General features: G+C 65.5%; 10 protein-coding genes. 4 read left to right on the top strand and 6 right to left on the bottom strand.

Going from position 1 to position 13,514, the window contains the following annotated elements; translation table 11 throughout:
• Window positions 1-198 precede the first annotated feature (198 nt).
• Window positions 199-333 carry a hypothetical protein gene (locus AC1DGP_RS27315; RefSeq protein ID WP_441506872.1) on the top strand — a complete coding sequence of 45 codons (135 nt, stop codon included), beginning with the start codon at window positions 199-201 and terminating at the stop codon, window positions 331-333.
• 23 nt (window positions 334-356) lie between these two features.
• On the opposite strand, the gene AC1DGP_RS27320 is transcribed toward AC1DGP_RS27315, so the two are convergent.
• The gene (locus AC1DGP_RS27320; protein WP_476832725.1) at window positions 357-2,312 is read right to left on the bottom strand and encodes a DUF2252 domain-containing protein; all 1,956 of its coding nucleotides are present in this window, start codon (window positions 2,310-2,312) and stop codon (window positions 357-359) included.
• Between AC1DGP_RS27320 and AC1DGP_RS27325 the strand changes: the two genes are divergently transcribed.
• A complete protein-coding gene (locus AC1DGP_RS27325) occupies window positions 2,245-3,759 on the top strand; it encodes a phospholipase D family protein (protein ID WP_476776911.1) in 1,515 nt (504 codons plus the stop codon). The two genes, AC1DGP_RS27320 and AC1DGP_RS27325, sit on opposite strands and share 68 nt — an antisense overlap.
• Window positions 3,760-3,868: 109 nt before the next feature.
• Here the strand turns inward: AC1DGP_RS27325 and AC1DGP_RS27330 are convergent, their stop codons facing one another.
• Window positions 3,869-5,251, bottom strand: a complete 1,383-nt coding sequence (locus AC1DGP_RS27330; RefSeq protein ID WP_441506869.1) for a TAXI family TRAP transporter solute-binding subunit — start codon at window positions 5,249-5,251, stop codon at window positions 3,869-3,871.
• Window positions 5,252-5,753: 502 nt separating this feature from the next.
• Here AC1DGP_RS27330 and AC1DGP_RS27335 point away from each other — a divergent pair.
• Together AC1DGP_RS27335 and AC1DGP_RS27340 are read left to right on the top strand one after the other, a co-directional pair.
• Window positions 5,754-7,190: a DUF1254 domain-containing protein gene (locus tag AC1DGP_RS27335; RefSeq protein WP_476769510.1), complete on the top strand. Its 1,437-nt coding sequence runs from the start codon at window positions 5,754-5,756 to the stop codon at window positions 7,188-7,190.
• 504 nt (window positions 7,191-7,694) lie between these two features.
• Window positions 7,695-8,741 (top strand): sensor histidine kinase, encoded by a 1,047-nt coding sequence (locus AC1DGP_RS27340; protein WP_441506867.1) that lies wholly within the window; start codon window positions 7,695-7,697, stop codon window positions 8,739-8,741.
• A gap of 210 nt (window positions 8,742-8,951) precedes the next feature.
• On the opposite strand, the gene AC1DGP_RS27345 is transcribed toward AC1DGP_RS27340, so the two are convergent.
• Genes AC1DGP_RS27345 through AC1DGP_RS27360 form a run of 4 tightly spaced genes read right to left on the bottom strand, consistent with a single transcriptional unit; the run spans window position 8,952 to window position 13,434 of the window.
• Window positions 8,952-10,085 carry a serine hydrolase domain-containing protein gene (locus AC1DGP_RS27345; RefSeq protein ID WP_476832726.1) on the bottom strand — a complete coding sequence of 378 codons (1,134 nt, stop codon included), beginning with the start codon at window positions 10,083-10,085 and terminating at the stop codon, window positions 8,952-8,954.
• Window positions 10,086-10,140: 55 nt separating this feature from the next.
• Complete coding sequence (locus AC1DGP_RS27350) at window positions 10,141-11,658, bottom strand: aldehyde dehydrogenase (RefSeq protein ID WP_441506865.1); 1,518 nt, start codon at window positions 11,656-11,658, stop codon at window positions 10,141-10,143.
• Window positions 11,659-11,678: 20 nt separating this feature from the next.
• A complete protein-coding gene (locus AC1DGP_RS27355; RefSeq protein WP_441506864.1) occupies window positions 11,679-13,034 on the bottom strand; it encodes an NAD(P)/FAD-dependent oxidoreductase in 1,356 nt (451 codons plus the stop codon).
• Window positions 13,021-13,434, bottom strand: a complete 414-nt coding sequence (locus tag AC1DGP_RS27360; RefSeq protein ID WP_441506863.1) for a RidA family protein — start codon at window positions 13,432-13,434, stop codon at window positions 13,021-13,023. Before AC1DGP_RS27360 ends, AC1DGP_RS27355 begins: the two co-directional genes overlap by 14 nt.
• Window positions 13,435-13,514 lie beyond the last annotated feature (80 nt).

Genomic DNA, 13,514 nt, shown 5'->3' on the forward strand with positions numbered 1-13,514 from the left:
AAGGCCAGGCATTTGGCGCGATCCCGCGCCATGTCCGATGCCGCTTAGATGATATCGCCGGCGGCCTGACCCAGGTCTCCGGACGATCGCTCGCGAAGCGGCGACCAGCCTCGGCCTTGGCCTCAGCTTTAGCCTCAGCCTTAAGGTTCAGCCTCTCCGCGGATGGTCCGATCCCGGCAACATGCGATGGAGACCACCATGACAAGCCTGTGGCTGAGTTTGGATCATTGCCGCGCGCTCGGGCTGTGGATGGCACCGCGCTATCCCGCCTGGCTCGCTCTCTTCACCCTTGCCGGAGCCTTCGCCTTGATTGCGGCGGTCGTGATGCATTGAAGCGCCATCCGTGACCGGTTCCGCTAGGCGTCCAGATAGGCCTTGACCTTGCCCAGGCGCACGGCGGCCTTGAGGGCGGCATGGTCGCGCTCCGCCTGGTCGGCATAGCTCACCGAGAAATCGCCCAATGCCTCGTCGAACTGGTCGTTCGATCCGAGATAGCCGCTGATGCCGTCGGCGTTGCCGGCAACAGCATGCGCGCGTGCCAGCACCCAACCGCAGGCGAGGGCGTAGCTCAGGAGCAGCTCGGCGTCGAAGGTCACGACCAGCGGCTTGATCTTGGCGTCGCGCAACTGCCGCACATAGAACTGCTTGCCTGAAAGCTCGGCGGTGACCCAGCCCAGGAACAGATCCGATGCAGGCTGCATCAGGCGCTGCCCGACGACGACGCGCTGACCGTGCAGGGAATAGGCGCTCGTGCCGGCATAGGGCTCGAGCACCGAGGCCACCGCCTCCTTGAACTGCAGGAACAAGGGGTCGTTGCAGGAGGACATCATCAGGACAACCCAGCAGCGGCGCCCGACACTGCCGACGCCGACGACCTTGATGGCTGCGTCGACCAGATGATAGCGGTCCAGCAGGACGCGACGGTCCTCGGACAAGGTCTCCCGGTAATCGCGGAAGATCCGCTTCAACTGCTCCTCGAAATCCGGACGCCGCGATCCCTCGGGATGGTAGATCAGGGGCGGCATGTCGCGAATGCGGACGCGACCGCCAACCATGTCCGTTATCTTGGGAAAATCGGTTTCCGAGCCGTCCTGCTGGGCCGCCTTCGCGATCCGCTTCTGAATTCGGCCGCGTTCGCGCGCGGGCGCCACGGAGACGAGATCGTCTCCCGTGACGCGCGCGTACCAGACGTCGAGCGGATGCATGTCCGCGTAAGTCGCAAGGTGCCTGCGGTAGCTGCGCACGCAGGCGATGGCGGTGTCCCGCGCGGTCCTGGCCGGCAATCCGATCGACCGGGCCGCGAGGACGAACGAGGTCGCGAGCCGCTTGATGTCCCACTCCCAGGGGGCGGGCAAGGTCTCGTCGAAATCGTTGATGTCGAAGAGGATGTTGCGTTCGGGCGTGGCAAAGCCGCCAAAATTCATCAGGTGGCAGTCGCCGCAGGCCTGCACCTGGATGCCGGTGTTCGGCGTGGTGCTGAGATCGGCTGCCATGATGCCTGCTGATCCCCGGTAGAAAGCAAAGGGCGACTGCAGCATGCGCCCATAGCGGATGGGGACGAGCTCGGGAATGCGATCGGCATCCGCCGCCTGAAGAAGGGCGAGCGGGTCGGGGCGGCTTCCGTTCGGCGCCCATGTCCGATGCTGCGGGCGGGGGACGCGATCGCGAAGCGCCTTTCCGGCCTCCATCCGCTCCGCCAACGACATCACCCGCGTGAATTCATCCGGTAGCGGCCGATTGGTGAGGATCTCGTCGGCGCTGGCGCCGTGCAGGACCTCCAGCTCAGACCTCTTTGGCGACGCGAGCCTGTTCGATCTTGCAGACATGACGCCCCCACACAGAAAACAGCCGGTGCAATCTTTGCGTAAGGTACGCCTTTTCGCGAATTCGAGAACTGCCTTTGAGGCCCTGATCGCACCGAATTGTCGGCTCGTTCCGCGCGTCGTCTCTCCGGTGTGGGCAGCGCCACGCCACAACCGCCGCGCCTGGCCGGGCATGGCCCAATGTCCTTGCAGTATCCCCCACCGCATTGGCCGTGATTTTTCGAGGCACAGGCCAATTGGCCCGCGGCTTGTGCTTGACGGATTGCCCGCTGCCGCGCTTGCTTGCCAGCCAGGGATGGTGGAGAGCACCATGCGCCGCGAAAAGCCCAGCCCGATACGCGCCGATACGCAAGGAACCAGCCGTTCTGCAGGGTCGGTCCGGCCTCGGGCGCCCGGCGCGAGCGCAATCCCGCGCATGGTCGTGAATTGGCTGGGTAGGGTTTTCACCGGCCGCGCTGCCCGCCCTTGGTCCGACGACCAGCGCAGCATATCGACGGCGTTCGGCGACCCCGCTTCGACCAGGCTGGGACAATCCTTCGGCGCGGCTGCCGATCAACATCCCGGCCTCTCCGGCTTCAGCCTCCTGATCCACGGGCGTGAGGCCTTCATCGCCCGTCTCGCGCTGGCCGACCTGGCCGAGCGCAGCCTCGATATGCAGTACTATTCCTGGGACGGCGATATCACCGGCCGCATCATCGTCGACAGCGTGATGAAGGCGGCCGATCGCGGGGTCAGGGTTCGTCTTCTCGTCGACGACGCCTTCTACAAGGCCAGCGATGCCGTCAAAGCCGCCCTCGACGCGCATCCCAATGTCGAGATCCGCCTGTTCAATCCGGTGACAAACCGGCGCTGGTCTGCGCTCGACTATATCGTCGATTTCGGCCGGCTGAACCGCCGCATGCACAACAAGCTGATGGTTGCCGACAATGCTGCGGCGATCGTGGGCGGCCGCAATATCGGCGACATCTATTATGGCGTGAACACGATCGCCAACTATCGCGATCTGGACGTGCTGGCGGTCGGGCCTGTCGTGCGCAATCTGTCCGATGTTTTCGACCGGTTCTGGAACAATCCCTCGACCGTGCCGATCGCGACGATCGTCGAGCGCAGCTATGGCGCCGCCGATCTCGATGCCATCCTCATTCGCCTGCGCGCGGAGATCGCCGCCGCCGAATACCCTTATCCGATCGACCAGGACCTCGACGAACTGGCACTCCAGAGCGCGGAGCTTCGCGACAATCTCGTCTGGGCACAGGGCCGGGTCATCGCCGACGATCCGGAAACCATCGCGCCGGGCATCGAGAGCGACCATGTGGTTGCGTTCATCCGCGGGCGTGTCGCCGAGCTGAAGCAGGAATTGCTCGTCGAGACGCCGTATTTCGTGCTTCCCGCCAGGGCGCAGGCAACCGTCAAGGCGCTGCACGAGCGCCATGTCCGGGTGCGCGTGCTGACCAATTCGCTGGCTTCGAACGACATGCTGCCGGCGCATTCCGGCTACGCCAAGACCCGCCGGCGGCTGTTGGAGAACGGCATGGAGCTCTACGAGCTGCGCCCGGATACCGACGCCTACCGGCCGGGCTGGTCGCTCCGTTCCGGCCGGTCACCTGCAGCCTTGCATACCAAGGCCATGGCCTTCGACCGGCAGGCCGTGTTCATCGGCAGCTTCAACCTCGATCCGCGCTCCGCCGTGATCAACACCGAGGCCGGGCTCTATATCGAGAGCCCGGAGCTGGCGGAGAGGCTGGTCGCCTACATGGCGACCGGCGTCGGGCCCGCCAACAGCTACCGTGTTCTGCTCGAGCCGAATGGCGGGATCGTCTGGGAGACGGCGCGGGAGGGGCAAAGCGTCCACTATCGGGGCGAGCCCGAGACCCGTTTGCGCCGGCGCCTCGTCGCCGACCTGTTGAAGCTCCTGCCGATCGACTCGCAACTCTGACGCCCACAATCCGGCTCGCGCGGGCAATGTCCGGGTGCTCGTGGGCGGGGCATTCATCGCGAGCGTCCTTGCCGGGGCGGCCATCAGCGCCGTGCGACAGGGGCAGGGCTCACGGGCTGCGCTCCCGTTGCAGTGACTGGGGCCGCGCCACGGCTTCCGATGCCATGTCGCCGCGAGCCGTGGGCGGCGGTCCGGCGCGCAGTGCCGCGACAGCGTCCCGCGCGCTCTCATAGGCGAGTTGCAGCGGCGCGAACTCCTCGTAGCTGCATCGGCGCTTGTAGCCGAGGGCTGCCATGTCGATCGCCAGGACGCCGAGTTCCTGCGACAGCCCTTGCGCGTCGGCTGGATCGGTCGAGGCGCCGGCGCGTTCCGTGATGTCCTTCAGGCGGGACAGGATCCCGCCCATCGGATCGGCGCCGCCCTGGTTGAGGAAGCCGCCGGCGGCGGCGAGCATCGAGCTGATGACCCCGCCGACCAGCACGACATTCCAGATCTGTTCGCTGAACAGGGTCGACCAGCTCGTGTCCGTATCTTCCAGATAGGCGGCGGTTCCGGGGTGAAGCGGAAAGCGTGCGTCCTTTTCGCTGTCGGGCGGGGTGATCAGGCTGGCCAGCGGAATCTCGCGCGCCAGCTCGCTGCGCCGTTCGAGCAGGCCGCGCGTCACCTCCATGATCGCGTTGTTGTAGAGCCGCACGCGCATGGGGCCGGTCGAGGCGCGATTGGCGGCCAGCGCGGTTGGAACCCCGACCGTGTCGACATCGTCGTCGGGAATGGACAGGCGCGGAAAGGCGTTCTTCTCGATCGTCTCGGAGCTGGCGGCCGGTGTGTTCTGCTTCAGGGACTCGCCAAGCTCGATGCTGAGGATGGTCGGGGGAGTCTTGCGCTTGTCGCCGACCGCGGCAACCACGTCCCTGACCACGGGATCGGCGGGGACGCCGAGCACGACGACGCAATCGAGCTGTCCGCCGGCGACGAGCCGGGCGACATCCTCGGGCTTGATGATCGTCATGCGGACATCTGCCGGTGTGAGGCCCACCATGTCGAGCAGCCGGACGAAAGACGGCTCGTCGAGCGGTGAGCGGGAGACAAGGCCGAGGCGCTTGCCCTTCACGTCGGCGAGGGTCTCCAGCTTGAGCCTGGCCGGTGCTGCAGCGATCATGAGATTGGTGCGCAGCATTGCGACCAGTGCAGCCCCGGTCGGCAGGGGATCGTCGAGCCGCAGCACGGCGAGGTCGACCTCCCGTTTCTCCAGCAGCTGACTGCTTTCGTGCATGTCGGCCGTCGTGACCAGGTCCAGGCGCGCCCCGGCCCGGTTGACGTCGAGCAGGCGATTGAAGGCGATCAGCAGCTTGGCATCGATCCCGTCCTTGGGGCCGGCCGCGACGCGCAGATGCAGGGGCTGGGACCAGGAGAGATAGCCGACGACGGCGGCGGTGAGCAGCGCGAAGGCCGCCGCGGCGATCAGCAGGAGACGCGACATCGAGATGTTCATGGCACATGTCCCGAACTGCGCCTCGCTTCGAAGACGTCGGCTCAGCCCCTGCAAGCCAGGATAAGTCGGACCCTGAACCCATTCAGCAGGGGCAGCCCACGAGCTCGGCAGGGCAAGCTTAGCGCACTATACGGCCACGTCATCCATGGCATTGGCACGTGCTCCGCTCTCGCAGGGCTGCAGAGCCGGGCATTCGGATGGTCGGGATGGCGAACTGGCGCAGGAGGCCAGCAGGAATGGCGCCGAGGCGCGTCGTGTAACGGCCAGGTTCGGCCTTCATGGCAGAGGCCAAGCATGTCGGCTCTCCCGCTCCATTACGAATTGACGCGGTCTCCTTCTCAGTCACAATGAATTCTGCGTGGCCTTTGTCGACAACAAATGTTCGCCGAATATCAAATCGATGATTACATAAATCGGTGCATCGGTATACTGATCTACGGAAGATAAATTCTGGGCTTCCGAATTTAAGTTCTGACATCTCTAGCGGAAGCGGGAGACTGAAATGAATAAAATTGCAATTGGATTGTCTCTGGGTGTTCTTCTTGGTTTTGGATCTGTACATATCGCGATGGCCCAGGGTTCGCAGCCAGCGCTGACCGAAGCTGAGGCTCAAGCCATTGGGGTCGATGCCTATCTCTACTTCTATCCATTGCTCTCCATGGACGTAACCCGCAAGCAATCCACGAACATCGAGGCCGGAAAAGAATTCGGAAAGGGCCCGATGAACATGTTCGTGAACGTGCCGGCGTTCCCGCCGGCCGATATGAAGGTCGTCGTCCGGGTTAATTTCGACACGCTCTATTCCATTGCGTGGCTCGATCTGACCAAGGAACCGCAGGTCGTCTCCGCACCCGACACGGGCGGCCGTTACTATCTTCTGCCCATGCTCGACATGTGGACCGACGTCTTCGCATCGCCGGGATGGCGGACGACGGGGACGCAAGCCGGCAATTTCCTGATCACACCTCCTGGCTGGACCGGGACGGTACCAGCCGGGATGGCGCGTATCGGCGCGCCGACGCCCTATGTCTGGATCATCGGCCGGACGAAGACGGACGGTCCGCCGGATTATGAGGCCGTTCACAAGGTCCAGGCCGGCTACAAGGTTACGGCCCTGTCCGACTGGGGCAAGGCGCCGAAGCCGGTCGAGGTGAAGATCGATCCCAGCATCGACATGAAGACGCCGCCGAAGGTTCAGGTCGACACCATGCCTGCGGCTAAATACTTCGCCTACGCCGCCGAGTTGTTGAAGCTTCATCCGCCGCATTCCACGGATCAGCCGATCATCGCTCAGATGAAGCGCATCGGCATCGTGCCGGGCGAGAGCTTCGATATCGACAAGCTCCCGCCGGCGGTAAAGAAGGGCCTCGAAGCTGCACCCGAGGCCGGGCAGAAGCTCATGGAATGGAAGATCCCGACGCTCGCCCGGGTGGCGAACCATTGGTCGATGAACACCGATACCATGGGCGTCTACGGAAACTACTATCTCAAGCGCGCTATCGTTGCGCAGGTAGGCCTGGGCGCCAATCTCCCCGAAGATGCGGTCTACCCCCTCAATCTCGGTGACGAATCTGGCAAGCCGCTCGACGGCGCCGGCAAATACACGCTGCATTTTGAAAAGGGCGCCCTGCCACCCGTGAACGCCTTCTGGTCGGTCACGCTCTACGACCCGGAGGGATTTCAGGTCGCCAACAGTCTCGATCGCTTTGCGGTCAGCAGCTGGATGCCGTTCAAATTCAGCGCCGACGGATCGCTCGACCTGTATTTCCAGAATGCCAATCCGGGCAAGGACAAGGAGGCGAACTGGCTTCCGGCGCCGAAGGGCGAGTTCAATCTGACGATGCGGCTCTACGGCCCGAAATCCGAGGTCTTGACCGGCAAATGGAACCCCCCAGCCATCACCAGGGCGCAGGGGCTTCCGGCCGTGGTGGGCCAGTAATCCCCAGGAGAGGGCACCGGAACGAACCCGCTCCGGTGCCCCGGCATGTGAAGCCCTGGATCTCGCGGTTGCCCCGCGTGAGTGAATGGCGCGGAGGCTGCGGTCGGTCAGTCAGCCCTGGTCGCGGCGGGGCGATCCGCAAACGCCCTTCGACCGGACTGGACCCTCTAAGGCATCGGCCCGAAAAGTGGATTGCGGTTTTCGAGAAAGACGATGCAAACACAAAGGGTTAGATCAACGAACCGGATACGATTTCCGGTCCGATGATCCAGGACGTCAGTTACTCCAGACCGCAGGCTCGGCGGTGATCGAAGACGGCCATCGGCGGTGTCATTCGCGATGAGGGCATTGGACCCTTCTGGAAGCCCGAAAGCCCCGCTCGGGCTGCGACAGTGATGACTGCAAGGTGTATTATCCCTCGGAAACGGGCCGGTCGCCGGCCCGAGAATGCGCTTGTGCTCCCCGCCGGGGGGCTTGCCGCGTCCCAGAAGGATTTCTCAAGACATGGCAGACCCACGCACATTGGCGCAGGCGATCGTCAATACGATCCCCGAGCCATTTGTTGTGCTCGACGATCAGCTTCGTGTCCTGGCAGCGAGCAACGCCTTCTGCACCGCCTTCCGCATCGATCCTGACGAAGCGCCGGGCCGTCCGCTCTCCACGCTGGGCGACGGCCAATGGGACATCGCTGCCCTTCGCGTTCTTCTGGAACGGATCATTCCCACGCATGCCGTCATGGACGGGTTCGAGGTCGAGCATGATTGTCCCGATCTCGGCCGGCGGACCATTCTCCTGAATGCCCGGCAGATGGTCGACGAAGACGGCTCGGCCACAAGGATCCTTCTCACCTGCACCGACGTCACGGCGCGTCGGGCGGTCGAGCGGGAGAAGGAGGAGCTTCTCAGGCAAACCGAAGAGCTGCTGCGCCAGAAGGATGTCCTGCTTCAGGAAATCCAGCACCGCGTCGCCAACAGCCTCCAGATCATCGCCAGCATCCTGCTGCTGAAGGCGCGGGCTGTCTCATCGGAGGAAACCCGCCAGCACCTGAAGGATGCGCATCAACGCGTCATGTCGGTCGCCGAAGTGCAGCGGCATCTCCACACCTCCGAGGCGATCGACCAGGTCGAGGTCAGCTCCTACCTCACCAAGCTTTGCGGCAGCCTCGCCTCGTCAATGGTCGGGGAGGGCCAGCCCATCACGGTCAAGGTGATGGCGGATTCAGGAGCGATCCGTTCCGATCAAGCCGTGAGCCTCGGCCTCATCGTCACCGAGCTTGTCATCAATGCCATCAAATACGCATTCCCCGTCGTCCGGGCCGATGCCATGATCCTCGTCACCTACGAGATCAACGGTGCCGACTGGAAGCTGATCGTCTCCGATAATGGCATCGGAAAGACGGCAAGCGACGCCGGCACCGGACTGGGCACGGCCATCGTGCAAGCGCTCGTCAAGCAGCTCGACGCCGTCATGGAGGCGCAGAGCGGGGCCGGGGGCATGAAGATTTCGGTCACCCGGGCGAGCTTCATCTCGCGCATGCCGAGCGCGGCCTGAAACTCCCTTGAGGTCTCCCGGGCGCTGGATGCGATGAGCAGCCTATTGCCCGGACAAGCTGCGTGATCTGTCGTCGCAGACCTACCTGCTCGTCGGTTCGCCTCTGCCCTCTTCTCGCAATCCAGGCCAATATGGTGCCAGTTCGGGCAACAGGATGCCGCGCGAACGCCCTTGTCCATCGTTGCGGGAAACGCACTCCGGCCCTGTCCCTCACAAGGCGCGGGCAAGCGCCGCGAAAAGGGCGTCGTCATTGATCTCGAGGCGCTGACGAAAGCTCGGCTTCGAGCGCGCGCTCAGCACCACGACGACCAGGCGCTTCTGCGGATTGATGTGGATGTACTGGCCATAGATGCCCTCGGCCTGGAAGGTGCCCTTGAGCGCGGGATCATCGAGGACGGGAATCCACCACATATAGCCATAGGGGATGAGGGTGTCGCCGATCGGGAAGGGCGAACCCGCTTCGCCGGTCCAGCCTTCGGGCAGCAGGGTCTCGCCGCCGATGCGCCCGCCATCGAGCACGAACTGCCCGAAACGGGCGTAATCGCGCATGGTCGCGTGCATGCCGCTGCCCGACACGGTCATTCCGTCCGGGCTCTCCGACCACCAGGTCGCGTCGGCTTCCGCGCCCATGCGCGACCACAGCCGGGTGGAGAGGTAATCGGCGAGGTTCGTGCCGGTGGCGCCTTCCATCACCGCGCTGACGAGGTAGGATTCACCGGTATTATAGGTCCAGGACTGCCCCGGCGCCGTCTCGGCGGGGAGGCCGGACATATGCCGGGCGATGCCGCCTTTCTGCCACTGCATCTGGATGTCCAGCAGCTGCCTGCGGTCGGAGGTCGGGTCGGTATAGGCCTCGCGCCAGCGGATGCCGGACGCCATGCGCAAGAGCTGCCGGATCGAGACCTGCGCATAGACGCCGCCGAGCGGGGCGTAGCGCGTCACCGGGTCGTCGAGGCTCGCGATGGCGCCCTCGCGCAGCGCGATGCCGACCAGCGTCGCGGCCACCGATTTGGCGAGCGAGCACGAATTCCACATCGTCTGCGGGCCGATGCCCAGTGAATAGCTCTCCTGCACCACCTCGCCATCGCGCAGCACCATCAGCCCGGCGACGCGGTTGACCGAGAGATAGTCGTAGAGGTCGAAGCTCGTGCCGTGGTCCTGGATGGCGAGCGGTGGCAGGGCCTGGCCAGATCGTTTCAGCACGGACGGCGTCGATGCGCGTGCGATGGTTCGCGAGGGAAACCAGCCGCCATCGGTCGACATCGTCGCGACCATCTCGTCGGGCAGCAAGGTGCCGTCATAGAAGCGCTCGATCTGCGCGCGGGTGGAGCTGTCCATGCTCATCGCCTTATCCATTGCCCGTTCCTGGCCAAGATCCCGGCCTGCCTGTCCCGCCACATCATCCCTGCCGTGTCGGCGCGCTGATGCTGATCCAGGTCGTCTTCGTCTGCAGGTACTGCCCCATGGCTTCCAGGCCCTTGTCGCGCGCCAGCGAGCCCGAGCGCTTATAGCCGCCGAACGGCGTCTTGAGATCGCCTTCGGTGAAGCCGTTGATCGCAACGGTGCCGCAGGCCAGTCGCCGGGACATGAACAGCGCCCGGTCGAGATCCCTGGTGTAGAGCGTCGCGTGCAGCCCGTAATCGCTGTCATTCGCGACCGCCAGCGCCTCATCCAGACCGTCGACCGGGAGCACGCCGAGCACCGGGCCGAAAATCTCCTCGCGCGCGATCGTCATCTGTGGGCTCAGGTCGCCAAAGACGGTCGGGCCGAGGAAATTCCCGGGCTGCGCCTGCAGCGCTTGCGAGGAGGAGAGGACGCAGCGCGCGCCCTCGCGATGCCCGGCCTCGACAACGCCCAGCACCGTCCGGCGATGCTCGGCCGAGACCATCGGGCCGAGCTCCGTCGCCGGATCGAGCGGATCTCCGACGACCAGCGCCCGGGCGCGTTCCGTGACCAGATGGAGATATTCCTCCTGGCGCTTCCGGTCGATGATCTGGCGCATATTGGCGGAACAGTTCTGGCCGCCATTCCAGAAGGCCGCAGTCACGGCGTTCTCGATCAGCTCCGGCGAAAGTTCGGCATCATCGAGCACGATGAAGGGGCTCTTGCCGCCCATCTCGAGCCCGATCGATTTCAGGTTGCTCTCCGCGGCATAGCGCAGGAACAGCCGGCCGACCTGCGTCGAGCCGGTAAAGGAGACGGCGTCGATGTCACTGTGCAGGCCGATCGCCCGGCCGGTGGTCTCGCCGAGGCCGGGCAGGACGTTGAGCACGCCGGCGGGAAGACCGGCATCAGTCGCCAGCTCCGCCAGCCGCAGCAGTGACAGCGCGGTCTGCTCTGCGGGCTTGACGACGACGGAGCAGCCGCTGGCCAGCGCCGGCGCCAGTTTCCAGGCCGCCATCAGCAGCGGGAAATTCCAGGGCAGGACGGCACCGACCACGCCGATCGGCTCGCGCGTGATCAGGGCACAGGCGTCTTCGCCGGTGGGCGCGACCCTGCCGAAGCTCTTGTCGATCAGCTCGGCATACCATTGGAAGGTGGCGGGAACCTCGATCGCGATCTCCTTCAGGCAGTCCCTGATCGGCTTGCCGCTGTCGAGGCTTTCCAGCACGGCGAGTTCGGTCGCGTTGCTGCGGATCAGTTCGGACAGCCGCAGCAGCACCGCCTTGCGCAGCTCGGGCGCGGCGCGCGACCAGGAGCCATTGCGAAAGGCACGACGGGCCGCAGCCACGGCCCGGTCGACATCGTCAGGCCCGCAATGCGCGATCGTGGTCAGCACCTCGCCCGTCGCCGGATTGACGGTTTCGAGGAGCTTTCCGTCGGCCGGGCCCGCGAGCGCGCCGTCGATGAAGGCCCCGGCGGGCAGCGCCAGCCTGTCGGCGATGGCCCGGTAAGGGGTCGCGGTCTCAAAATTCATGACGACATCCCGGATGAGGCTCAGAGAGAGGCGTGCGGGCGCGAATAGGTGCCGCGCGCGAAACGGTCGAAGCGCAGCGGCGCGAGGATCGCGGCGGGAGCGTCACCGCTGGCGAGACTGGCGACATGGCGCCCGACGGCCGGGCCGAGGCCGAAGCCGTGCCCGGAGAAGCCCGTCGCGACGATCAGCCCGGCGATCTCGGCAGGGCTGTCCAGGACCGGCAGTGCGTCCGGCATCACGTCGATCTGGCCGGCCCAGGATTTCACGATCTCGATGCCGTCCGCTCCGGCGAAAAGCTGCCTGACGCTCTCGCCGGTCCTGGCCGCCCGCGCCTCATTGGCCGGGATGCGCGGGCGCCGGCGCGCCACCGGCCGCTCGCGTTTCGGCACCGAGAGCCGCTCATGCAGATCGTCGAGGAGCGGCCGCCCAAGCCTGAAGGCGAAGCCGCTGCGGTAGCGCAGCAGCTCGGGCAGGAAGAAGCGCGAGGCCCGGAATGAATCGAGGGAGAGATCGATATCGGAGCTGGAATCGGCCGCGATGATGCAGGAGCCGTCGGCGCGCTGCCGCAGCCCGATGCCGAAACCGCAGAAACAGGCGTCGCTGAGCGACGGCAGCGGGGCGGTGAGCGAGACCGTGCTGCGCACGCCCTGCTGTGGCAGGACGAGGCCGAGCGGGGCGAGCAGGCGGTGGCTTTGCAGGCCAGCCGCGCAGACCACGGTGCCGCAGCGGATCAGGCCATGCTCGGTGACGACGCCGCTGACCCGGCCGCCGGAGACCTCGATGGCGAGCGCACCGCAATCGTCGAGCACGCGGACGCCGCGCCGCATCGCCGCCCGGGCGAAGGCCGTGGTCGCGAGCGCGGGCTCGGCCTGTCCGTCCGAGGGTGTGTGCAGGGCGCCGGGCGCCTGGCCGCGCAGCGAGGGCATCAGGCTCGCGAGCTGAGGGCGAGACAGCATCCGGGCATCGACGGCGATGTCGCGCGTGACATCCTGCCAATGCGCGAAACTCTGGAGCTCCGCGTCGGTCTCCGCCACGAAGATGCAGCCGGTCCGGCGCCAGCCGATCGGCTGGCCGAGCTCCTGTTCGAGCTCCGGCCAGATCCTGAGCGCCTCGATCGCCAGCGGCAATTCGAGCGGATCGCGATACTGCGTCCGCACGAAACCCCAGTTGCGGCCCGATTGCTGGGACGAGACCTTGTCCCGCTCGATCAGGATGGTGCTGAGCCCGGCACCGGCGAGATAATAGGCCGAGGCCGCCCCCATGATGCCGCCGCCGATGACGACGACATCGGCCTGGCGCGGCAGCGCGACCGGCTCGGCGCCGAGCTGCGCGACGACATCGTCGGGGGCGTGCGGGAACAGGCTAAGCGCGGACATCGAGGATGGCATCCATGTCCATCTCGACGAGGATCTCCGGATCGAACAGCCCGGCCTCGACCGTCGTGCAGGCCGGGTTCACGCCCCGGAAAATCTCGGCGAAGACGGCCATGATCTCTTCGAAGTGAGCGGCCTGCGACAGATACATCCGCACCCGCACGACATCGGAAAGCGTCGCACCGGCCTGGGAGAAGGCGGCCGAGGCATTGCGGAAGAGCTGCAGGGTCTGCTCGCGGGCGCCCTTTGCCAGCGTGCTCGAGGCATAGTCATAGCCCGTGGTGCCCGACAGCATGACATTGGGCCCGACGACCACGGCCCGGCTGTAGCTATAGGTCTGTTCGAATTCGCTGCCCGAGGAAATCAGGCGCCGGCCGCCCGCTGATGGTCTGGTGTCGCTCATGATCGCTTTCGCATGACGTTGCCTTGCGCCAAGAGGGAGCGCGGCGACGGGCGCCTTGTCGATTTCAATTATTGGAGGCG

This window comes from Allobosea sp. 05T433, from assembly GCF_056396065.1.